The following is a 22,894-nucleotide window of genomic DNA, read 5'->3' as shown; positions in this document are numbered from 1 at the left end:
GGTCAGTCAGGCCGGGTCAGGCCTTGCACTGCTCCGCTTCGGTCTCCTTGCAGATGTCGCGGATGAGGTCGTAGTACGCGTCGTCCACCGGCTGGGTGGCGAAGAACACGCTGCGGAACTCGTCGGTGTCGGCACCGTCGACACCCGCCGCGATGATGTCGTCGATCGTGATCTCGGCCAGGCCGTCGATCAGCTGCTTCGAGACGTCGTCGGGCAGCGTCGAGGAGTACACCAGGGGTGCACCCGGGACCATGGTCTCGTCGATGACCTTCACGGCGTCCGACTTCTCGACCTCGGAGTCCTCGGCGAAGCCGACCTCGCACTCGACGCCCTCGCCGACCTTCTGCACGCTGACGTCGTGCTTGCCCGCGAAGACCGGGGTGATGTCGGCCGTGGGGTCGATGCCGGCCTCGAGCAGGTTGTACGACGGGAAGAGGTAGCCCGACGTCGACGACGGGTCGACGAAGCAGACCTTCTTGCCTGTGAAGTCTTCGATGCTGTCGATGTCGCTGTCCGCCGGCACGATGGCCTGCGAGAAGTAGCCGGGCTCCTGGCCCTCCTCGGTGACGATCGAGGAGATCGGGGTGAGCTTCGCGCCGTTGTTGGTGGCGGTGACGTAGGTGAAGCCCGAGAACGAGGCGACGTCGACCTTGCCGGCGACAGCGGCCTCGATCAGCGCGGCGTAGTCGGTGGACTCGTGGTACTCGACGGTCTTGCCCGTGATCTCGGAGATGTAGTCCATGAGCGGCTGGTAGTTGGTCTCGGTGTCGACCGAGTCGGGGACGACGCCGAAGACGAGGGTGTTCTCGTCGACCGCGAAGCCGCTGCCCGAAGCGGCGGTGTCGCTGTCCGGGGTGCTGGTCGCCTCGGCGCCGCCGGAGCAGGCGGCGAGACCGAGCGCGAGAAGTGCGACGCCCGCGAGGGCGGGGAGAGCACGAAGCTTCATGAGGACCTTTCAGAGGTGGGAGGGGTGATCCACGGATGACTATTCCAGCCTCGAGCCGAAGAAATGTACCTAACTTGGAACTGTTCAGAGTTCGTTCACCCGGCATTCGCCCCGGTGAACGGCCGGATAACGGGGCCCCGATCAGCCGCATGGTCAAGTAGTGTGCCTATGTGACTGAAGCTGTGTACACCCAGATCGCCGATGAGCTGCGCGAGCGGATCGCCTCGGGAGAACTGCGCCCCGGCGATGACGTGCCGACCGAGGCGGAGCTCGCGGCGCGCTGGCACACGTCGCGCGGTCCGATCCGCAATGCGCTGAGCGCGCTGCGCGGCGAGGGGCTGATCGAGACCAGTCGCGGGCGTCCGGCACGGGTCGTGGCGCGCAAGGAGAGTCAGGCGGTCGACGTCTCGGTGCCGTTCACCCGCTGGGCCCGAGACCTCGGCGTCACGCCGGGGGCGCAGACGCAGGAGTTGAGCCTGCGTCGCGCGGGCGACCACGGGGCCGCGCTCGGCGTCGGTCCCGACGACACGATCGTGAGCGTCGTGCGGCTGCGCCTGCTCGACGGGCGACCCACGATGCTCGAGCGCCTGTTCTACACCGAGGCGGTCGGACGCACGCTGTTCGAGGTCGACCTCGACAAGGTGTCGATCACCGAGCACCTGGGCTCGCACGGGCACCCCATCGTCGGCCTGCAGCATGTGATCGACGCCGTGGCGGCCGACGAGCAGGACGCCCGACTGCTGCGGGTGCCGCAGGGCGCCCCGATCCTCCGCCTCAGCCGCACCTCGCGCGATGCGCACGGCACGATCTTCGAGGCGTCGGAGGACCGCTACCTCAGCGAGGTCGTGCGCTTCACGGTGGCGGCGTCGGGCATCTCGACCGACGGCCACTACATGCGCGCCGTCGGAATGTGACGCCGCGTTCGAAGGGGTCGCATGCGACCCGTATATTCGAACCGATCGAATCGATATATCGGAGATGGACGAGTGGGAATGCGCGCGGCGTACACGCTGGTGGATGAGCTGACGCTCGATCGACTGGTGTCGCTGGCACCCGAGGTCCTCGTCTCGACGCTCGAGGATCTGGAGTCGACGGGCGCGCCGACCGTGTACCTCGACACGATGTGGGACGGGCTGCACTACCTGTTGACCGGTGCCTCGGCCGTAGCCCCTCGCGACGACGATCCCCTCAGCGAGTCGGTGGTCGGCGTGCACGCCCTCGGCGGGGATGACTTCGTCGGCTGCACCGAGAACGACGAGGTGCCCGCGATCATCGACGCCCTCGACGCGCTCGACCGCGAGGCGCTGCTGCATCAGGCCGACTTCTCGGCGTTCGCCGCCGCGGGGATCTTCCCGAACATCTGGTCGGACGAGCCGCATGTACTGCGGGCCGAGCTGGCCGATGCACTGGATGCCGTGACGGCCGTGCATCGCCGCGCCGCCGACGAGGGCCAGCACCTGGTGATCAGCATCCTCTGAGGCTGACGCTGGCGCTGACGCGCAGGCTCCGGCGAGATCAGCTGCGCAGATTCTCCGCCGGGCGAAGACGCGCCGCCCGGATCGACGCCAATCCGCCCCCGCCGGCTCCGACGATCAGCCCGACAGCGATGGCGACAGGGAGCAGGACCACGTCGAAGACGGGCGCCCAGCGCTGCGTCACGGTCACCACGAGGATCGCCGCCATTCCGAGGACGAGTCCGGCGACGCCTCCGACCAGGCCGATGTATGCCGACTCGAGAGTGATCAGCGCGCCGATCTGGCGATCCCGAGCTCCGAGAGCCTTGCGCATGCCGATCTCGCCGCGCCGTGCGTTGACCGCCAGGAGCGTGGCGTTCATCAGAGCGGCGACAGCCACGATCAGGGCGAGCAGCGTGAACGCCGTGAGCGTGGCCTGAACGCCCTGTTCGATCTGCCCTCTCAACTGCGCGGAGTCGGTCGGCGCCGCGACGACGATCTGCTCGGGTTGGAACGGGTTCAGCGCAGCGGGCAGCTGGGCGGCGACCTGCTGTGCCGCGCCGGCCGACGTCACCGCCAGCAGCGTCACATCGATGGGGCCCCTCGCGGTGAGGTCCTCGCGCGGTCCGAGCACCACTTCTCCGCGCAGCAGGGGAAGTCGGGATGACTCGGTGATGACACCCGCCACGATGAATGCCTCGCCGTCGATCAGGATCGTGGGCGCACCGGCGATGCTGCTGAGCTGCAGATCGTTCGCGAGAAGGTCTCCGATATACGCCTCTCCCGCCTCGAGCGGTCCCCGATGCCAAGGCGCCTCGTCGATGGAGAGACGCGCCGCCGATGCGATATCCCCCACTGCCACATGTGGCTGGACCTGCCGCGCCTCGGCGAACGTCGAGACCGTGCTCACGCCGAGGTCGACGACGACCGCGACCGCATCCACTCCGCTCAACTGCTCGGCTCGCTGGGGGGTCTCCTCGATCAGGGGAGAGTTGCTGACACCTGTCGACCAGTGCGCCGAGACCTCGCGGTTCAGGTGCGCATCGAAGGTGGCCGAGACCTGTGCGCGGGCCGACGCCGACAGTCCCAAGGTCGTGATCGTCAGCGCCACCGCGATCGCCACAGCCAGCCCCTGACCGAGCGTCTGCGTTCGTCGAGAGAGCACCGAGGCCCAGGCGTCCCGCAGCATGTCGGCGAGCCGGATGCGCCCCTTCGGCGGTGGATGGCTGTCATCGTGCGCGGGGGCGGCGCGATTCGCCCGCGCTCTCGTTTCGGTGCCCGCCGAGGCACCCGCTCGCCTCTCATCCGCGACGAGCATGCCGTCGGCGATGCGGACCACGCGGCGGGCACGCGCCGCGACCTCCGCGGAATGCGTGACGACGATGACCGTCGCCCCGGCGTCGTTGAGGCGCTGAAGCTCATCCAGGACGCGAGCCGCGTTGGTCGAGTCGAGGTTTCCGGTCGGTTCATCGGCGAGGATCAGTCTGGCGTCGGCAGCTACCGCCCGAGCGATGGCGATCCGTTGCCGCTGGCCGCCCGAGAGGGTCGACGTGCTCTGGAACGCGTGCTCGCTGAGGCCCACCGACTCGATCGCACGGAGCACCTTCTCGCGCCGTTCCGCCCGCGGCATCCCTCGGTACAGCAGGTTCAGTTCGACGCTGTCGACGGCGGGTCGGGCGTCGAGCAGATGGAAAGCCTGGAACACGAAGCCGATCGTGCGCGCCCGTACCCTCGTGGAACGGCGTCCGTCGCTGGCGCGCGCCTCCTCCCCCTCGAGGAGGTACGTTCCGGCAGTCGCGTCATCCAGCAGACCCAGGATGTTCATCAGGGTCGTCTTGCCCCCGCCCGACGGCCCGACGATGGCGACGAACTCCCCCTGGTCGATGTCGAGGTCGATACCGCGAAGTGCCTCCACGCGGGGAACGCCGGTCGCGGCGTAGGTCCGACGCACGCCCCGCAGCTGGATCAGCGGCACGTCAGCCGACCCGGACTCGATCGCCGACCGTGAGGGCACCCGGCTTCAGCGGCGCCACGGCGACCTCCCCCTGCAGAGTGCCCAGAACGCTCACGGGAACTTCGACGAGAGACCCGTCCTTCTCCTGCTTCGTCAGGACGTTCTTGGCGGCTCCCCGGTCTGAGACCGCGAGAACCGGGACGATCAAGGCGTCCTCCGCCACGATCTGCTTGGTCACCGTCACACGTGCGCGGCCGGTGGCTGCCGGAAGCGGGCTGGTGGGGACGACGGCGAAGCTGACTTCCGCCGCCTGCTCCGATCCCGGGTCTTCCGCCGCCCCCTGCGGAGCCGGTTCTTCCGCAGCCGGCGCAGGATTCGCCGCGCCGGGGGCGGGGATGGCACCGACAGTGCCTTCCACCGTGACCCCGTCGATGGAGATGGTGGCTGCGTCTCCCGTGACGACGTCGCCGAGATCGGTGGCAGGCACCGTGATCGTGACGACGAGATCTGCCGAGCCGAGGATGAGATCGGGCTGGCCTTCGACGGCCAGACGCTGTCCGACCTGCACCCCCTGGACCACCTGGGCCGTGGTCGTCGGCATCGCCACGAGCTCGGCGACGGGGACGTACCCTTCGGGAGCGGGAGCGGGAGCGGGAGCCGGCGCCGGCGCTGCGACATCGCGGTCCTCGGGTTTCGGCGTCTCGCCCGGCGTGGTCTTGTCGGCGGGCGTGCTGCGAGTGGTCGGCTCGTAGCCGCTTTCGCGATACCAGCGGGTGACGGCGGCGGACGTCTCAGCGCCGAAGCGCCCGTCGGCGGTGACCGGGTACGACCGAGCCGCGAGCGCGCGCTGCAGCGCCTCGACATCCGGCCCGCGGTCTCCCACGCCCATGTCACGGTAGAAGGAGAACGGCGACTGCACGCCGAAGAGAGGACGACCGTTGACCTCCGTGAGCACCTGACCCGATGACGCGGTCGCTCCTGCCTCCAGGGGGTGACCTGTGACGACGGCGAGCGATGCATTCGGGACGGGAGTGACCGTCACCGGAGTCTGGGTCGAGGGCCCCACCTGACCGGCGAAGCTCACCTCACCGGCCAGGGATCCCTGCGTGACTTCCGCGAACACAGGGCCGGGCGCGGGAGCCTTGGCATTCGCTTCCTGCTGTGCCGACGACTGGAACTGCGCGGCGAACCAAAAGCCGGCACCGAGCGCAAGCACGATCGCCAGCCCACCGGCGAGAACGAACGCTCGCGATCGTCTGGACGTTCCCGGCACGGTTGTCTTGTCCGGCACGGTTGTCTTGGTCATGAATCTCTCATTGCTGGTCGGCTGCCCGGGTTTGTCGCTGGATCACTCGGTATCGGGAATCGCTATGGTGCAGGCGGCGCATTCTCCGCGACGATCTCGAGCAGCTTCGCCTTCCGCGCGATCGCGTCCGCGCGGATCCGGTCGAGCTTGTCGCGGTTCTTCTCGACGAGTTTCTGCTGCTCCGCCCAGTTCTTCTCGTACGCAAGCGATGCCAGGCCGCTCGACTCGCGGCATTCCGCGTCCGCGACCGCCGCTGCGATCTCCGGTGCCGACGGCGCGGTGGTGCCGCCGGTCACAGCTCCCCATTTCTGGGCAACGGCGCTCGGAGGCATCTCTGTCCATGGGTCCTGAGGCAGCGAGAAATCGACCTGCGGCTGCAGACACTCACGCCATGCTGCGGTCGCCTCCACCACCTCCGCGTCTTGTTCCACGACCTTCTGCGCTTGTGTGGACAGCTCAGCGAGATAGTTCTGGCCGTCGAAGTTGATGGCGAAGTCTTTGTCTCGGTCACGCAGCTGATCCGTGCAGCTCAGGAGGGCATCGTCCAACTCCGCATTTGGGAAGTAAGCGTCCGTGGTCTCTGCGAACTCCAGCCACAGCTCCGCGCTCTGGTTGTCGTCCAACTGCGCGAAGTGGTAGCCCCATTTCTCTGCGAGCTGCGGCGTGAACAATCGCGCTCCGAGCGCAGTGAAGTCCTCGGGGTGCGAGAACTCCGTGTCCTGCCATGGCACCGGCCACCGGTATCCTCGCGCGGTGACGCAATCGGCGATCAGCAGCTGCTCTGCATAGTTGTCGAGTTCAACGGGGTATACGAAGAACTCGTCGAGGGGCTGAGACCAGAGCGCCCGATTCTTGACAGACCCGTCGACGCTGCTCGAGCCGTCGAAGCAGCCAACGAGACCCACCGAGAGGCTCAGCACAAGCGCCACGGCCGCGGAGGATCGGGCACGCTCGCCGGAGCGGCGGGAAGTCGAGCCATCGCCAGTGAGTTGGTCCATTCGCCTAAGGACCTGCCGGAGCGTTCTCCGCGACGATCTCAAGCATCTTCGCTTCTCGCTCGATCGCCTCAGCGCGGATCCGGTCGAGCTTGTCGCGGTTCTCGTCGACAAGTTTCTGCTGCTCACGCCTCGTACGCTCATACATCGCCGCGCTCATACCGCTCGAGTCCCGACACTCCGCGTCCGCGACGGCTGCTGCAATCTCCTCTGCTGACGGCTCTGAGGTCCCTCCACTTCCGACCCCCCACTTCGTCGCAGCGTCGCTCGGGGGCATCCCTGACCATGGATCCTGCGGCACCGTGAATTCCACCCGAGGTCGAAGACAGTCCCTCCATCGGGAGGTAGCAGCCAGGACCTCGTCGTCTTGCGACGCAACCTGCTCCGCTTGGATGGCCAACTGAGCAAGATAGCTCTCCCCCTCGTTGTGGGTGAAGGAGCCATCGTCGCGCACTTCGTCTTGGCAGCGAAGGAACTCGTCGTCGAATTCGCGTCAGGCGAGTAGCTGTTTGCAAACGAGACGAACTCGTCCCATAACTTCGACGATTCTTCGTCTGCCGGTGGTGCGAAATGATAGCCCCACTTCTTCGCGAGCTCCTCCGTAAACAAACGGTATCCGATGCTGTTGAAACCCTCGGGTTGCGAAAAATCAGTGTCCTGCCACGGCACGGGCCACTCGTATCCTTGGGACGAAAGGCAGTCGACAATCAAGAGTTGCTCGGCGTAGTTGTCGAGCTCCCCCGGATACACGGAGAACTCATTCAGCGGCATAACCCACTCGTCTCGGTTCGCAGCGTGCGCACTGTTCTCGCCGCTGGGTTCGGAACAGCCCGTCAAGCCCACGGCCAGGACGAACGCCGACATAATCGCGAATGCACAGCATCTGCCGTCGAACATCAGCGGCACAGGATCGCACGAGCGCGCGACAGATTCGACTCAAAATACCCCGACTCAGCGGTGTCGTTGAAGTTGCGAGTCCCGAGATTCGGAGTGCCCATTCCTCGTTCGAACGGGATTCGGGTTCCTGTCTGAAACGCGCCCGTGTAGAGATAAGAGCGGTCCGTTCTCCCGTTATTGAATGCCGACGAGGCGACATTCTTGTACGACCGCCAGCCGATGTACATATCATCGACGCAACTCTCAAACTTATGCGTAGACGGCTGTTGCCACGCGTCGTTCCCATAGTTGTAGCCCGAATAGGTGCAATGGAGGCCGAGGCCGCAGTCACTCGGGGCAGCCGCAGCAGGGCCAGCCAGCGCTAACACCCCAGCTCCGGATAGAACGAGCGCGAGCAACGCATTCGCTGCTTTCTTGCGCCATGATGCGTACCACTTGATCTGAGAAGACATTCCGAAACCCCGCCGGATGAGCTGTGACAGAACCCGATGCGCTGTCGTATGTCATCCTTTTTCAGCCGTCGTGGGAAGTCCAATATCCTGATCAAGAACCCCTTGGTCTGGGGTGGCAGACGTCACACCGCGAGCAGCACGATCCCGCCGACCACCACGAGCGAGGCGCCGATGCGCCACCCCGGCCGTGATTCCTTCAGCACGAAGACACCGAACAGGCTGACGAGCACGACGCTCACCTCGCGCAGCGGCGCGACGAGGGCCACCGGGGCGATCTGGATCGCCGTCAGCACGAGGATGTACGACAGCGGTGACAGCACACCGAACACGAGAATGCGGCGCCACTGCGCACGACCCAGCGCCCAGACCGCTCCCCAGCGACGTCGCACGGCAATGGAGTAGAACGGCACCTGCAGCAGCGTCGTACCCACCATGAACGCCACCGGCGAGAGCTCCCACGTGCGCACGGCGTGGGCGTCCCAGATCGTGTAGATCGCGATCGCGACACCGGTGAGCATGCCGAACACGATTCCGAGGTCGATCCCGCGCCGGGCGCCGTCACCGCGTCCGCGGTCGACCAGGCCGATCGCCACGACTCCGCCGATCACCGCGGCGATGCCCACGAGTGCGAGCGGAGTCGGACGCTCACCGAGGAGCACGATCGCGATGATCACCGACAGGAACGGTCCGGTACCCCGGGCCGTGGCGTACACGGTCGAGAGGTTGCCCTCGCGGTACCCGCGCTGCAGCACCGCCATGTATCCGACGTGCAGCAGCGACGAGACGCCGACGCCGAGCGCGAAGGAGCCGAGGTCGTCGGTGCCGAGTCCGCCGGTGAAGGGCACGACTCCGATCCAGACGACCGTGCTGCCGACAGCACCCCACCAGAGGAACGGCGCTCCGGCACGGCTGATGCCGTGCGCGATGACGTTCCACGCCGCGTGGGCGAAGGCGGCGGAGATGACCAGGGCGAAGGCGAAGACGGACACAGCGGGACCCTTCCGTTGGTCGCGGGCACGACGAACAGGGTCCTCCGGGCTTTTGTCCTGTCAGATGACGGCTCTCCTGCGGAGAAGAGCCGTGGCGCCGCTCGGACCAGGCGGGTGCGAGACCCCGGAACCCTAGGCGCTATCACCACCACCGTAGCCCACTCGGCGACGGCGCCGTGCACGCACGAACACCAGCAGCGATCCGACGGCGATCAGCGCGAGTGCCGCTCCTGCTCCGATCCCAGTGACCTCGCCACCGGTCGCCGCCAAGGATGAGGCCTGCACGGACGGCCGGGCCGTCGGCGCGATGACGGCCCCGCTTTCCGGTGACGGTGCCACAGGGGCGACGGGTGGGACGATGCCGGTTGTCGGAGGCGTCTCGGTCTTCGGGGCGGCCGGCACCGGCGTCCCGGTCACCGATGCCGAAGCGGTGTCGTTCGTCGCATCCGGGTCGGCCGTCTGGGAACGAGCGGTCGCCGTGTTCGTGAACGCCCCCTCGCCCACCACTGTCGCCTCGACACGCAGGGTCGCGGATCCGCCCGGAGCCACCGAGCCGACGGTCCAGACCGCATCCTCGAGCGACCACGAGCCTGCCGATGCGACCGCGTTCGCAAGCTGCAGGCCCGCCGGCGCCAGCTCGGCCACCGTGACCCCTGCTGCCGTCGACGGACCGTCGTTGCTGACCGTGATGAGGAAGCTCGCGACGCTGCCGCGGGTGACCGACGTGGTCGCGGTGGATTTGCTCACGCGAACGTCGGCGCGCGGCGCGAGTGTCACCTCGGCGGTCGATGAATCATCGGTCGCGTCGGGATCCGGCGTCGCGGAGCTCACGGTCGCGGTGTTCGAGCCGGTACCCGTGAGCGCCTGCCCCCAACTCCCGGTGAGTGCGCGCGTGACCGAACCGCCGGGCGCGATGTCGCCGAGCGCGCAGCGCGCAGCATCCGCATCGAGGGTGCAGTCCGGGTCATCCATCGACGTGGCCGCGAAACCGGCGGGAAGCGCGTCTGTCAGCGTCGCACCCCGCGCGGTCGACGGACCGCCGTTCGTGACGACGAAGGTGTACGTGATCGGGCTGCCGGGCACGCCCGTCGCAGGGGCTGTCTTCACGATGCTCAGATCGGCCGACTGCACCACCTCGACGTCGACCGAGTCGGAGTTGTCGCTCGTGTCGGGATCCTGCGCGGGTGCCACGACGGATGCCGTGTTCGTGACGGTCCCGGCGGGGGCGTCGGCGGCGACGCGTGCGTGCACGACCACGTTCGACGGGGCGCCGACGGAGAACGAGTCCCAGCTGCAGCGGATCGCGGAGGGCGTGAAGGAGCAGTCCGAGCCGACGGGGCCGTCGACTCCGGTGGCGGTGAAGCCGTCGGGGAGCGTGTCGTCGAGCAGCACGCCGGTCGCCTCGGACGAGCCGGCGTTGCTCACGGCGAGCGTGAAGTCGATCGAGTCCCCCGCGGCGACCTGCTCTGCGGACGCGGTCTTGACGACCGACAGGTCGGCGACCACGTCGGGGCGGAAGCTGGTGGAGTCGACGTTGTCGTCGGGGTCGGGATCGCTCGTGCTGGTCGAGACCGATGCACTGTTCTGCACGACCGGGGTGGCTCCTGACGCGAGGCGCACGACCACCGTCGTGGTCACCGTCGCATCAGGCGCCAGGGTGCCGAGGTCGCATCGCAGGATCTGCTCGTCCCGGGTGCAGTCGCCCTGGCCGGCTGTCGCGCTGACGAAGGTCGACGTCGGGTCCAGCGAATCGCTGATCGCGACATCTCGCGCCTCGGACGGCCCGTCGTTGTGCGCGGCGAGCGTGTAGGTGACCGTGCGGCCGGCGACCGGGGCATCGGGCGCGAAGGTCTTGACCATCGACACATCGGCCTCGGTCGACAGCGTCCCCGAGGCGGTGGCGCTGTTGTCGGCGGGCGTGGGGTCGGTGCGGGACCCCGACACGGTCGCGGTGTTCGACAGCGCGGCACCAGGGTCGCGCGATGCCCCAACGGATCCGGTGACCTCGATGTCGACGGTGTCGCCCACGGCCAGGTCGGGAACCGCGCACACCACCTTCGCGTCCACGGTGCAGGTGGCGCTGTCAGACGTCGCGGAGACGTCGACGAGGCCCGTCGGAATGGGATCGGTGACCGTCACGCCGGTCGCCGTGTGCGGCCCCTTGTTGGACGCCGTGATCGTGAACGTCGCGGCGCGACCGGCGACGAGCGTCGCGGTGTCGAGCGTCTTGGTGAGCGCGAGGTCGGCGGCGGGGCCCACCAGCGTCTGCGTCGCGTCACTGATCGAGAGGCGGTCGAGATTCGGCACAGCCACGGTGTCGACGAAAGCCACGCGCGCCTCGTTCGAGATCGTCGTGTCCGCGGCAGACGTCCGGACCGTCGCGTCGAAGGTGTAGCTCGTGGCCGCTCCGACGCCGATCGATCCTCCCGCCGCAGCAGTGGCGGCCTCGCCGAGTCGGACACGGACGGTGCGATCGGCTGCGACAAATTCGGCACGATCATCGACAGCCGCATCGCTGAGCGGCCCGCGGCCGGGTCCCGCCGTGATGCGCATCGAGCCGGGCACGTAGTCCAGACCTGCCGGAAGGGCGTCGCTCGAGACCGATCGTCGCGCCGGGTTGCCTCCGTCGTTGCGGGTGGTCACGGTGTAGCGCAGCGTGTCGCCGACCTCAGCCGTCGTCCCGGTGCGCGTGAGGTTCGTGACCGACTTGCTCGTGACGAGGCAGGGACCCGTGCCGAACGTGATGTCGTCGAGGAAGTTGCCCGCGGAGACGTTGCCGGTGGCGGAGCTGACCGCTTGAAACCCGAAGCGCGTCACCGTCTGGCCGGCCGGGATCGTGTAGGTCCCGCTGTGCGCCGCCCAGGCGGTGTTGCGGTCGCTCAGGGCGGGGCCGTTCTGAAGGAGTGGGCCGCCGGGAGCGCCGATCACGACGCGCATGACGTCGGTGCCGTCGCGACCCCGATGCTTCAGCGACCAGGCGAACGTCTGACCCGGGGTCGTCTCGATGTCCTGATAGAGGGTGCTCGCACTGTAGGCGTTGAGTTCGGCGAACTGGCGACCGACGGCGGAGGGGACGCCCAGCGCCCCGGTGCCCCAGAGCTCGATGCGGTCACGGACGTCGGTCGTATGCCATCCGGGTATCTGGTCCTCGAGCAGGTAATGCACGAATGCGCCAGAGAAGACCGGAGCCTCGAACCCGCCGTTGACCAAAGCGGCGACGCCGGTACAGCTCGTCGGGCTCTGCGCGGCCATCGCCGACTGCGGAGCCGCTGTCTCGGTGACGAGCGTGAGACCGGCGGCGAGCATCAACGCCGAGACGGCCCCCGCGAAGACACGACGGAGAGACTGACCTGTTCGAGCGCGCACCAAAGGACTCCTAGAACCACCGGACTCCCGAAAGGCCAGCCGTGCGCCTTCCCCACGCGACAACGATATCGGGATCCTCCGACACTCGTCGACGTCGCGACTACGCTCGAATGACGCCCGTCTCCAGGAAGGCTCACAATGCCCGTCACCCCGGTCGCCCTCGCGCACGCCGAAGACCTCGCCGACTTCGTCGCCGCATCACCCTCGAGCTACCACGCCGCCCGCGAGGTCGCGCATCGCCTCGAAACCGCCGGTTTCACGCGGCTGCAGGAGGAGGACGCCTGGCCGACGCCAGCCGGCGGACGCTTCGTGGTCGTGCGCGACGGTGCGGTGATCGCCTGGGTCGTGCCGACGGATGCCGCGGCCACCACGCCCGCGCACATCTTCGGCGCCCACACCGACTCCCCCGGCTTCAAGCTCAAGCCGCAGCCGACGACCGGCACCCGCGGCTGGTTGCAGGCCGCCGTCGAGGTCTACGGCGGGCCGCTGCTGAACTCCTGGCTCGACCGCGAACTCCGGCTCGCGGGACGTCTCGCCCTCGCGGACGGCCGGGTGGTTCTTGCCGGTACGGGCGCGCTCCTGCGTCTGCCGCAGCTCGCCATCCACCTCGACCGCACCGCCAACAGCGGTCTCGCGCTCGACAAGCAGGCCGAGACGCAACCGGTGTGGGGCCTCGGCGACCCGACGCAGGCAGACGTGCTGGCCGAATTGGCCGCATCGGCGGATGTCGCCGCATCCGAGATCCGCGGATACGACGTCGTCATCGCCGACACGGCCCGCGGTGCGGTGTTCGGCAAGGATGACGCGTTCTTCGCCTCGGGCCGTCTCGACGACCTGGCCTCCGTGCACGCCGGCGTCGTCGCGCTGGCGTCGATCGCCGACCGAACGCCGGAGAAGGGCGCACCGATCGCCGTGCTCGCCGCCTTCGATCATGAGGAGCTCGGCTCGTCGTCGCGCTCCGGCGCGGCCGGCCCCTTCCTCGAAGACGTGCTCGAACGGGTCTACGCCGGCCTCGGCGCCGACGCCTCGGAACGCCGCCGGGCCTACGCCTCGTCGTGGTGCCTCTCGAGCGACGTCGGGCACTCCGTGCACCCGAACTACGTCGCCAAGCACGACCCCGTGGTGCAGCCGGTGCTCGGGTCGGGCCCGATCCTCAAACTCAACGCGAACCAGCGCTACGCGACCGATGCCGTCGGCACGGCGGCCTGGCGCGACTGGTGCGTCCGGGCGGCCGTCGTGACGCAGGAGTTCGTCTCGAACAACGCCGTGCCGTGCGGATCGACGATCGGTCCCATCACGGCGACGCGTCTCGGCATCCGCACCGTCGACGTGGGGATCCCGATCCTGTCGATGCACTCCGCACGCGAACTCGCCGGGGTGTCGGACCTGCACGACCTCGCCCGCACCGCGGAGGCGTTCTTCACGCGCTGAGCTCGCCGCGCGGGGTCCGGGCAGGGGCCGGGCGCGGCTGGGGAGGGGGCGCGAATGGCCGCACCCCAGCATCCAAAGTGACCATCCGCGACCCCTGCTGCGGCAGGCCCGCACACTCGGCGGTGGGAGGGGGCGCGGATGGCCGCATCGCGGCATCCAGAGCGGCCATCTGCGACCCCCGCCGCGCGCTCGACGCTCGCCCTCGCCCGACCACCCCGCGCGCAGTGCCAAGATGTGTCCATGACGGACATCAAGCCGGGTCTCATCGAGCGTGCCGGCATCGAGATCATCCCCGAATCCGACCGCACCGCGAAGCCGCGCGACCTGTTCTGGCCGTGGTTCGCAGCGAACGTGTCGGTGTTCGGCATGGCGTACGGCTCGTTCGTGCTCGGATTCGGCATCTCGTTCTGGCAGGCGACGCTCGTCTCGGTGATCGGCATCGTGGTGTCTTTCCTGCTGTGCGGGCTGATCGCGATCGCCGGAAAGCGCGGATCCGCGCCGACGATGGTCCTCTCTCGTGCGGCGTTCGGCGTGCACGGGCAGAAGGTCCCCGGCATCATCTCGTGGCTGACGTCGATCGGCTGGGAGACGTTCCTCGCGATCACCGCCGTGCTCGCCACCGCCACGGTCATCACGCAGCTCGGCGGTGACGGCGACAGCATCGGGCTGCGGATCACCGCCACCGTGATCGTCGCGGCGCTCATCGTCACGGCGTCCGTGCTCGGATATCACACGATCATGAAGCTGCAGTCGGTGCTGACCTGGGTGACGGGAATCGTGACGATCCTCTACGTGATCCTCGCTGCGCCGAGCATCGACTTCGCCGCCGTGATGGCGCGCCCGGACGGCGGCATCGGCCAGGTCGTCGGAGCGCTCGTCCTGGTGATGACCGGCTTCGGGCTCGGCTGGATCAACATCGCCGCCGACTGGTCGCGATACCAGAAGCGCACTGCATCGGACGGCGCGATCGTCGTCTGGAACACCATCGGCGGCTCGGTCGCTCCCGTGATCCTGGTGGTGTTCGGACTCCTCCTCGCTGGTTCCGATGAGGACCTCTTCCTCGCCGTGCAGTCCGACCCTGTGGGCGCTCTCGCCACGATCCTGCCGACGTGGGTACTCGTGCCCTTCCTGATCACGGCGGTCCTGGCGCTCGTCTCGGGGGCTGTGCTCGGAATCTACTCGTCGGGTCTGACACTGCTGAGCCTCGGCATCCGCATCCCGCGTCCCTCTGCCGCCGCGATCGACGGCGTGATCCTGACGGTCGGCACGATCTTCGTCGTCTTCTTCGCCACCGACTTCCTCGGCCCGTTCCAGAGCTTCCTGATCACGCTCGGCGTGCCGCTCGCGTCGTGGGCCGGCATTCTGATCGCCGACATCCTGCGCCGTCGCAAGGACTACGACGACGACGCCCTGTTCGACGCGGCTGGACGCTACGGCGCCTGGGACTGGACATCGATCGGCACCATGGTCGTCACCAGCATCATCGGCTGGGGCCTCGTGCTCAACAACTTCGCCGCAGACGCGCCGTGGAACAACTGGCAGGGCTACCTGCTGTTCCTGGTGGGCGGCGCAGACGGCGACTGGGCGTACGCGAACCTCGGTGTGTTCTTCGCGCTCGTGCTCTCGTTCTTGGTGACGTACTTCGCTCGCGCCGCCAAGATCCGCCGACAGGAGCAGGGGTGAGCTCGTCTGTGGCCGCTGAGTCCTTCAGGACGGAAGGCGCGGCGGGTCGGCCGTGGCTGATCGTGATCGATCCGCAGACGATCTTCGCGTCGCCCGACTCACCTTGGGGCTCCCCGTTCTTCGCCGAGGCCATGCCGCGCATCCGCGCACTGGCCGACGCGTTCGGCGATCGAGTGCTGGTGACGCGATGGATGCCGACGGCTGACCGTTCGACGTCGTGGGGCGACTACTTCGCGGCCTGGCCGTTCGCGGACCGCCCGCCGACCGATCCGCTGTACGCGCTGGTTCCGGACGCGGCGGATCTGGTGCGGCATCCGACCCTCGACCGGCCCACGTTCGGCAAGTGGGGGCCGGAGCTCGAGGCGATCGTCGGACGCGGCGCGCACGTCGTGCTCGCCGGCGTCTCGACGGACTGCTGCGTGCTCTCGACGGCGCTGGCGGCCGCGGATGCCGGCACACGCGTCACGATCGCCGCCGACGCCTGCGCGGGGTCGACGGCCGAGAACCACGCCGCGGCGCTGCACGTGATGGGACTGTATCCCCCGCAGATCACGATCAGCGACACGGCAGCGGTGCTCGCCGGGGTGTGAGCTGGGGCGGACGTTTCGCGGAGCGCCCCGACGTTCTGCGGAGGGGAGCGTTGCGCACGATCCCCTCCGCGAATCGTCAGTCGGTCCGTGATCCGTCGGCTCGGCGCGCCGCGGAATCCGCATCCGACGCAGCGTCCCCGCCCGACCGCGCCACGGCCCCGGATCGCATCTCGGCCTCGAGGCGCTCGGCCTCCTCGCCCGAGATCGCCTCGCCGCGGGCGACGAGGCCGGCCTGATCCGACAGCGGGATCTGCTTGAGGAACAGCGACAGCACGAAGGCCAGCACGATGAACGGCACCAGGTACCAGAACACGGGCGCGAGGGCATCGGCGTAGGCGGTGACGATTCCGTCGCGTACCTCGTCGGGGAGCGAGTTCAGCGTGGCCGGGTCGATGGTGGCCGCGGCCTGCGACGCATCGTCGGCGGATGCTCCAGCTCCGGCGAACACGCCGACGAGGTTCTCGGTGAGACGCGTCGTGAACAGCGTGCCGAACACCGCGGTGCCGAGGGAGGCACCGACTTCACGGAAGTAGTTGTTCGTGCTCGTCGCCGTCCCGATCTCGTTCGACGGCACCGCGTTCTGCACGACCAGCACCACGACCTGCATGATGAGTCCGAGCCCGGCGCCGAAGACGAACAGGAACACGCAGATCAGCCAGATCGGCGTCGATGCCGAGAGTGTCGTCATCGAGACCATCGCGATGCCGGTGAGGATCGTGCCGACGATCGGGTACATCTTGTACTTGCCGGTCTTCGAGATCGCGATACCGGAGAAGATCGACGTACCGATCAGACCGACCATCATCGGGATCATCAGCAGACCGGATTCTGCGGCCGAGGTGCCCGAGGACATCTGCAGGAACGTCGGCACGAAGCCGATCGCGGCGAACATGCCGATGCCGAGCACGAGGCCGATCGCAGTGGCGTTGACGAAGATCGGGTTGCGGAACAGGCTCAGCGGAATGATCGGGTCCTGCACCCGAGACTCGGTGATGAGGAACGCGGTGACGGCGACGATGAGGCCGGCGCCCCACGACCAGGTAGCCATCGACGCCCAGCCGAACTCCTTGTCTCCGCCGAAGTCGGTGAAGAAGATGAGGCAGGTGGTGGCGATCGAGAGGAAGATCACGCCGAAGATGTCGATCGGCTTCTCGGCCTTCTTCGACGGCAGCTTGAGCGCCACGACGGCGATGATGAACGCGGCGATGCCGACCGGGATGTTGATGTAGAACGCCCACTGCCACGTCATGTGGTCGACGAAGAAGCCACCCAGCAACGGTCCGGCGACGGCCGACAGACCGAACACGGCACCCAGCGGCCCCATGTACTTGCCGCGCTCGTTCGCGGGCACGATGTCGGCGATGATGGCCTGCGACAGGATGATCAGTCCGCCACCGCCGAGGCCCTGCAGGGCGCGGAAGACAACGAACATCCAGAAGTCGGTCGCGAAGGCGCAACCGACCGAGGCGAGCGTGAACAACGCGATGGCGACGAGGAACAGGTTCCGGCGTCCGAGCACGTCGCCGAACTTGCCGTAGATCGGCATCACGATGGTCGTCGCGAGCAGATACGCCGTGGTGATCCAGACCTGATGATCGACGCCGCCGAGTTCGCCGACGATGGTCGGCATGGCGGTCGACACGATCGTCTGGTCGAGACTCGACAGCAGCATCCCGGCGATGAGGGCGCTGAAGATGATCCAGATGCGGCGCTTGGTGAGCAGGAACGGCGCATCCTGGGTGACGGTGGCGGTCATTCGGTTTCCTTCGACAGAGCAGGGGTGGATGAAGCGGCGGATGCCCCGGCGAACGCGGCACGGGCGACGGCGAGGCGTCGTCCGACGATCTCGTCGACGGACTCGGTGGAATGGTGGGTGAGGATCTGGTCGACGGCCATGCGGATCAGCGCGCCTGTCATGTGCACGACCACTTCGGCGCGCAGCGCGGCATCGTCTCCCTCACGGCGCAGGATGAGCGCGACGTCGCGGCGCTCGTTCTCGGCGAGACGGTCGAAGGCACCACGCAGCAGTCGAGGCTCATGCTCGATCACGGACATCAGCGCGGGGGCGTCCGACAGTGGGTCGACGAGAGTCCATCGGCGCAGCATGACCGCGACGAAGTCGTCGAGCAGGTCGCCATCACTCGCCACGAACTCGTCGTCGAGCGCGAGCAGGCGCGGGTCGATCTCGGTGAAGCCGAACACCGCGTTCTCTTTGCTCTCGAAGTAGTTGAAGAACGTTCGGCGCGAGACCCCCGCCTCGGCGCACACATCCTCGACGGTGAAGCCTGAGAATCCGTGCTCGACCGTGAGGCGTCGGGCGATGTCGGTCAGCGAACGGATCGTCTCGCGCTTGCGAAGATCTCGGAGCGAACCTGCACTTTCGGTCATGAAGTACAATATTGCACTCTCAAGCTTGGAGTGCACTGTGAGCCCGCTGTCCGACGCTCGAGTCACGCGTTCACGGCAGCGGCAGAATACTGGCACACTGAGGCGCAGGGAGGGGTTCCATGGCATCGCGCGCGCACTCTGCAGAGGTCGATCACGAGGTGAAGGCTCGGCGACCGTGGCGGCGCACGAAGATCGTGGTCGGGATCGGACTGGCCGTCGTGGCCGTCATCGCACTGATCGGATCGATCACGCCCTGGCCGTCAGCGATGCTCATCAGAGCGGTGTTCACCAAGGGCGGCAATGAGACCGCGGCCGAGATGGACAAGCACGTCCCCGACACCGAACTCACCGAGAACCTCGACGTGGCGTACGGCGACGCGGGTGTCGACACCACCATGGACGTCTTCACACCGGCATCCGCCACCGGGCCCCTGCCCACGATCGTCTGGATCCACGGCGGCGCCTGGATCTCGGGTGAGAAGGAGAACGTCGACCCGTACCTGCGCATCCTGGCCGGCGAGGGGTACACCACGATCGGGGTCAACTACACGATCGGCCCGGAGGGCGTGTACCCGCTGGCCGTGCACCAGCTCAACGACGCGCTCGCGTACATCGACGAGCACGCCGAAGAACTGGGCGTCGACCCGACCCAGATCGTGCTCGCCGGGGATTCGGCCGGAGCGCAGCTCGCCAGTCAGATGGCGACGCTGATCACGAGCCCCGACTATGCGTCGATCATGGACATCACGCCCGCCATCGGCGCGGACCAGCTCGCGGCCACGGTCCTGAACTGCGGCGTCTACGACCTCGGCGCTCTCGCCGAACTCGACGGTGTCGTCGGATGGGGCTTCAAATCGGCGATGTGGGCCTACTCGGGCACCAAGACGTGGGCGGAGGATGCCACGGGCGCCACCATGTCGACCGTCGACTGGGTCACCGCCGACTTCCCCACCACGTACATCTCGGGCGGCAACGGCGACGGCCTCACCTGGCTGCAGTCGATCCCGATGGCGCAGCGGCTGGAAGAGCTGGGCGTCGACGTGACCACCCAGTTCTGGCCGGCCCCGCACGAGCCGGAGCTGCCGCACGAGTACCAGTTCCACCTCGACATGCCCGATGCGCGCACCGCGCTGCAGAAGACGATCGACTTCCTGAACGCGCACACCACGCGCTGATTCGGCTCCCGTTTCGCCGGCCCGGGCCCGACCCCATCAGGCGTCAGCTCATGGTGTCGAGGATGGCCACGAGGTCGTCGAACGTCGTGAGCGGATTGAGGATCGCGAAGCGCGTGTTCGGGCGGCCGCCGTGCGAACTCGGCACCACGAACGCGCGCTGCGCGTCGAGCAGCGCGGCGGACCAGCGCTCGTAGTCGGCGCGCTCCCAGCCGTCGCGTTCGAACACGACCACGGACAGTTGCGGGTCACGCACGAGGCGCAGTTCGGGTCGGCGCGCGATCTCGTCGGCGATGCGGTGCGTCAGGGCGATGGTCGCGCTCACGGCGTCGCGGTACGCCGCCACGCCGTAGGTGGCGAGGGAGAACCACATCGGCAGGCCGCGCGGGCGACGCGTGAGCTGAATCGAATAGTCCGACGGGCTGAACTCCGCGGCGTCGGTGAGAGTGTCGAGGTACTCGGCGTGCTGCGTGTGCGCGCGGCGGCCCGCAGCGGGGTCGCGGTAGATCAGGGCGCAGCAGTCGAACGGCGCGAACAGCCACTTGTGCGGATCGACGATGACCGAGTCCGCACGCTCGACGCCGGCGAAGATGTGCCGGGCCTCGGGCGCCAGCATCGCGGTGAGCCCGTAGGCGCCGTCGATGTGCAGCCAGAAGTCGAACTCGTCCTTGAGCGCCGCGATCGCGGCGATGTCGTCGACGATGCCGAAGTTGGTCGAGCCGGCGGTGGCGACCACCGCGCAGATCTCGTCGCCGTGCTCGGCGAGCGCCGCGCGCACGGCGTCAGCACGCAGCACACCGTCGTCGCCCGCGGGCACGAGCAGCACGTCGGCATCCATCACGCGCGCCGCCGACTTGTTCGAGGAGTGCGCCTCGACGCTGCACACGATCTTCCAGCGCCGCGGGAGCTCCTTGCCCGCCTCGAGCAGCCGCGCCTTCGCCGCCTCACGCGCCGCGACGAGAGCCGACAGGTTGCCGATCGTGCCGCCCTGCACGAACACGCCGCCCGCGGTCTCGGGCAGTCCGAACTCGCGCGCGAGGAAGGCGAGCACCTCGTTCTCGGCGTGCACGGCGCCCGCGCCCTCGAGCCAGCTGCCGCCGTAGAGGCCCGATGCCGACACGACGAGGTCGAACGCGATCGCCGCCATGGTCGGCGCGGTGGGGATGAACGACAGGTACAGCGGATGGCTCGTGGTGAGGCACGCCGGTGCGAGCACGTGCTCGAACAGGCTGAGCGCCCGCGATGCGCCCAGACCCGAGTCGGTGATGGTGGCGCCGATCAGACGGTTCAGCTCGGCCTCGGACTGCGGCTTGTCGAGCGGAACGTCGGCCGCCAGCATGCGCCGGCGGGAGTAGTCGAGCACGGCGTCGACGATCGCGGTCGACTCGGGTGAGGCCGCGTGCATGCGGGAAGCATCCATGATGCGCTGTTCCTTAGTTTCTCGAAGACGGGGAGGAGTGTCGGGGGGACGAGGTGTCCGGGATGTCGAGTGCGACGGCGAGCGCGCGCCGCGCGAGGTCGGCGCGATCGTGCGGCGCCCACTTGACCAGCGAATGGGCGTTCATGCCGTCGACCATGGCCAGCAGCAGCCAGGCCGCGGTGTCGGTGCGCGAGGCGACCAGCTCGCCTGCGGCCACGGCTCGGGCCAGATGCGCCTCGATGGCGCTCTGCCACTGGTCCATCTCGGTGCGCACGCGGGCGGCGAGCGGTTCGTTGCGGGCGCCCAGCGCCCAGGCCTGCACCCACACGAGAGTGACGTCGTCGCGATCGCCGTCGAGCAGCGTCTCGACCATGTGGAACAGGTTCTCGCGCGCGCCGGCGTCGGGGTCGAAGTCGGCCATCACCTCGTCGCGCTCTGCCGCCACGATCTCACCGAAGACATCGGCGAGGAACGTGTCCATTCCCGGGCGATAGTGCACGACCAGTGCAGGAGCGACACCCACGCGGTTCGCCACGGCGCGCACCGTGAGTGCCTCGAGACCGCTCTCGCGGGCCAGGCCGATGGCACCGTCGAGGATCGAGCGATCGCGCTGCTCGGGCGACATGCGCCGGGTGCCGGTGGGTCTTGACGTCGTGTTCATCACGGGTTACCGTAGCACTTGTTGATCGCATGTTCAACAAGTTTCTCACCCCTCGAGGAGACATCGATGGCCTGGCGAATGCCCGCGGAGACCGCGCCCCACGAGCGCATCTGGATGGCGTTCCCCGCCGAAGGCCAGACCCTCGGCGACAGCGACACGGATCGCGAGGAGGGGTACGCGACATGGACCGCGGTCGCGCATGCCGCGGCCGAGTTCGTGCCGGTCACGATGGTGGTCGACCCGACCGAGATCGCACGGGCCCGGCGCATGCTGGGCGGGGCGATCGACATCGTCGAGGCCCCGGTTGACGAGTTCTGGATGCGGGATTCCGGACCCACGTTCGTGGTCGACGACGAGCGACCCGGCGTCCTCGGCGCCGTCGACTGGATCTTCAACGGCTGGGGTGCACCCGACTGGGCCGAGTGGCGCAAGGCCGCGCAGCACGCCCGTGTGGTCGCCGGAGCCGTCGGGGCCGAGGTGGTGAGCTCGACGCTCGTGAACGAGGGCGGCGGCATCCACGTCGACGGTGAAGGCACCGTCCTGCTGACCGAGACCGTGCAGCTCGACCCGCGCCGCAACCCCTTCGCCGATCGACAGCGCGTCGAGGCCGAGATGAGCCGCACGCTGGGCACGACGAAAGCGGTGTGGCTGCCGCGCGGCCTCACCCGGGACTACGACGACTTCGGCACCAAGGGACACGTCGACATCGTGGCGACGATCCCCTCCCCCGGGCGCCTGCTGCTGCACGAGCAGCGGGATGCCGCCCACCCCGACCACGCCGTCACCCGAGACCTGCGGGCCCTCCTGGAGCAGCAGACCGATGCCGCGGGCCGCCGCTTCGAGGTGCTGCCGCTGCCTGCGCCGGCCACGCTGCGCGACCACGAGGGGTTCGTCGACTGGAGCTACGTGAACCACCTCGTCACCAACGGCGGCGTCATCGCGTGCGGCTTCGGCGAGGAGAAGGCCGACGCCGAGGCTCGCGAGATCCTCGCGCAGGCGTATCCCGGACGCCGCGTCGTCACCGTCGATGCCCGCCCGCTGTTCGACCGCGGCGGCGGCGTGCACTGCATCACGCAGCAGCAGCCGGCGCTGACCTGACCGCCCCGGTCGTTGAGCGCCCTTCGTCTCGCTTCGCTCGCTCAGGAACCGGCTTCTGAGCGGAGCGCCAGCGACGAGACGAAGGACGCCAG

18 protein-coding genes are annotated in these 22,894 nt (G+C 68.3%); 7 read left to right on the top strand and 11 right to left on the bottom strand.

Annotation, left to right across the window (positions count from 1 at the left end):
- Positions 1-16: 16 nt before the first annotated feature.
- A complete protein-coding gene (locus AC2D10_RS15095; RefSeq protein ID WP_484708832.1) occupies positions 17-946 on the bottom strand; it encodes a phosphate/phosphite/phosphonate ABC transporter substrate-binding protein in 930 nt (309 codons plus the stop codon).
- Between the two features lie 170 nt (positions 947-1,116).
- Between AC2D10_RS15095 and AC2D10_RS15090 the strand changes: the two genes are divergently transcribed.
- Complete coding sequence (locus tag AC2D10_RS15090) at positions 1,117-1,860, top strand: GntR family transcriptional regulator (RefSeq protein ID WP_484708830.1); 744 nt, start codon at positions 1,117-1,119, stop codon at positions 1,858-1,860.
- A 78-nt stretch (positions 1,861-1,938) separates the two neighbouring features.
- On the top strand, positions 1,939-2,424 hold the full coding sequence (locus tag AC2D10_RS15085) for a YfbM family protein (RefSeq protein WP_484708829.1): 486 nt from the start codon (positions 1,939-1,941) through the stop codon (positions 2,422-2,424).
- Between the two features lie 37 nt (positions 2,425-2,461).
- Here AC2D10_RS15085 and AC2D10_RS15080 read toward each other — a convergent pair whose 3' ends face one another.
- From AC2D10_RS15080 to AC2D10_RS15055, 6 genes are all read right to left on the bottom strand, one after another.
- Positions 2,462-4,414, bottom strand: coding sequence for an ABC transporter ATP-binding protein/permease (locus AC2D10_RS15080; protein WP_484708828.1), 1,953 nt, complete (start codon positions 4,412-4,414; stop codon positions 2,462-2,464).
- Entirely contained in the window at positions 4,377-5,660 is a 1,284-nt protein-coding gene (locus tag AC2D10_RS15075; RefSeq protein ID WP_484708827.1) for a peptidoglycan-binding protein, read from the bottom strand. Before AC2D10_RS15075 ends, AC2D10_RS15080 begins: the two co-directional genes overlap by 38 nt.
- A gap of 62 nt (positions 5,661-5,722) precedes the next feature.
- Positions 5,723-6,658, bottom strand: coding sequence for a hypothetical protein (locus AC2D10_RS15070; RefSeq protein ID WP_484708825.1), 936 nt, complete (start codon positions 6,656-6,658; stop codon positions 5,723-5,725).
- Between the two features lie 4 nt (positions 6,659-6,662).
- Positions 6,663-6,932, bottom strand: coding sequence for a hypothetical protein (locus AC2D10_RS15065; RefSeq protein WP_484708824.1), 270 nt, complete (start codon positions 6,930-6,932; stop codon positions 6,663-6,665).
- A 1,194-nt stretch (positions 6,933-8,126) separates the two neighbouring features.
- Positions 8,127-8,993 carry an EamA family transporter gene (locus tag AC2D10_RS15060; protein ID WP_484708823.1) on the bottom strand — a complete coding sequence of 289 codons (867 nt, stop codon included), beginning with the start codon at positions 8,991-8,993 and terminating at the stop codon, positions 8,127-8,129.
- Positions 8,994-9,125: 132 nt separating this feature from the next.
- Positions 9,126-12,359 carry an isopeptide-forming domain-containing fimbrial protein gene (locus AC2D10_RS15055; protein WP_484708822.1) on the bottom strand — a complete coding sequence of 1,078 codons (3,234 nt, stop codon included), beginning with the start codon at positions 12,357-12,359 and terminating at the stop codon, positions 9,126-9,128.
- 138 nt (positions 12,360-12,497) lie between these two features.
- On the opposite strand from AC2D10_RS15055, the gene AC2D10_RS15050 reads away from it, so the two are divergent.
- The 3 genes from AC2D10_RS15050 (at position 12,498) to AC2D10_RS15040 (ending at position 16,063) form a co-directional block, all read left to right on the top strand.
- Positions 12,498-13,790: a M18 family aminopeptidase gene (locus AC2D10_RS15050; protein WP_484708821.1), complete on the top strand. Its 1,293-nt coding sequence runs from the start codon at positions 12,498-12,500 to the stop codon at positions 13,788-13,790.
- 240 nt (positions 13,791-14,030) lie between these two features.
- On the top strand, positions 14,031-15,473 hold the full coding sequence (locus AC2D10_RS15045) for a purine-cytosine permease family protein (protein ID WP_484708820.1): 1,443 nt from the start codon (positions 14,031-14,033) through the stop codon (positions 15,471-15,473).
- Positions 15,470-16,063 carry a cysteine hydrolase family protein gene (locus AC2D10_RS15040; protein ID WP_484708819.1) on the top strand — a complete coding sequence of 198 codons (594 nt, stop codon included), beginning with the start codon at positions 15,470-15,472 and terminating at the stop codon, positions 16,061-16,063. Before AC2D10_RS15045 ends, AC2D10_RS15040 begins: the two co-directional genes overlap by 4 nt.
- 76 nt (positions 16,064-16,139) lie before the next feature.
- Here AC2D10_RS15040 and AC2D10_RS15035 read toward each other — a convergent pair whose 3' ends face one another.
- Together AC2D10_RS15035 and AC2D10_RS15030 are read right to left on the bottom strand one after the other, a co-directional pair.
- Positions 16,140-17,819 (bottom strand): MDR family MFS transporter, encoded by a 1,680-nt coding sequence (locus AC2D10_RS15035; protein WP_484708818.1) that lies wholly within the window; start codon positions 17,817-17,819, stop codon positions 16,140-16,142.
- The gene (locus AC2D10_RS15030) at positions 17,816-18,451 is read right to left on the bottom strand and encodes a TetR/AcrR family transcriptional regulator (protein ID WP_484708816.1); all 636 of its coding nucleotides are present in this window, start codon (positions 18,449-18,451) and stop codon (positions 17,816-17,818) included. Before AC2D10_RS15030 ends, AC2D10_RS15035 begins: the two co-directional genes overlap by 4 nt.
- 119 nt (positions 18,452-18,570) lie before the next feature.
- Here AC2D10_RS15030 and AC2D10_RS15025 point away from each other — a divergent pair, with 119 nt between their 5' ends.
- Positions 18,571-19,626: an alpha/beta hydrolase gene (locus AC2D10_RS15025; RefSeq protein ID WP_484708815.1), complete on the top strand. Its 1,056-nt coding sequence runs from the start codon at positions 18,571-18,573 to the stop codon at positions 19,624-19,626.
- Between the two features lie 43 nt (positions 19,627-19,669).
- On the opposite strand, the gene AC2D10_RS15020 is transcribed toward AC2D10_RS15025, so the two are convergent.
- Both AC2D10_RS15020 and AC2D10_RS15015 read right to left on the bottom strand, forming a co-directional pair.
- A complete protein-coding gene (locus AC2D10_RS15020; RefSeq protein ID WP_484708813.1) occupies positions 19,670-21,043 on the bottom strand; it encodes a pyridoxal phosphate-dependent decarboxylase family protein in 1,374 nt (457 codons plus the stop codon).
- A 13-nt stretch (positions 21,044-21,056) separates the two neighbouring features.
- Positions 21,057-21,704 (bottom strand): TetR/AcrR family transcriptional regulator, encoded by a 648-nt coding sequence (locus tag AC2D10_RS15015; RefSeq protein WP_484708811.1) that lies wholly within the window; start codon positions 21,702-21,704, stop codon positions 21,057-21,059.
- Between the two features lie 66 nt (positions 21,705-21,770).
- On the opposite strand from AC2D10_RS15015, the gene AC2D10_RS15010 reads away from it, so the two are divergent.
- Positions 21,771-22,802, top strand: coding sequence for an agmatine deiminase family protein (locus AC2D10_RS15010; RefSeq protein WP_484708809.1), 1,032 nt, complete (start codon positions 21,771-21,773; stop codon positions 22,800-22,802).
- The last annotated feature ends 92 nt before the right edge of the window (positions 22,803-22,894 follow it).

This window comes from Microbacterium sp. PI-SA-G (assembly GCF_057215335.1).
Note: the sequence above shows the minus strand (reverse complement) of the source record. Positions and strands in the feature narration are given on the sequence as shown.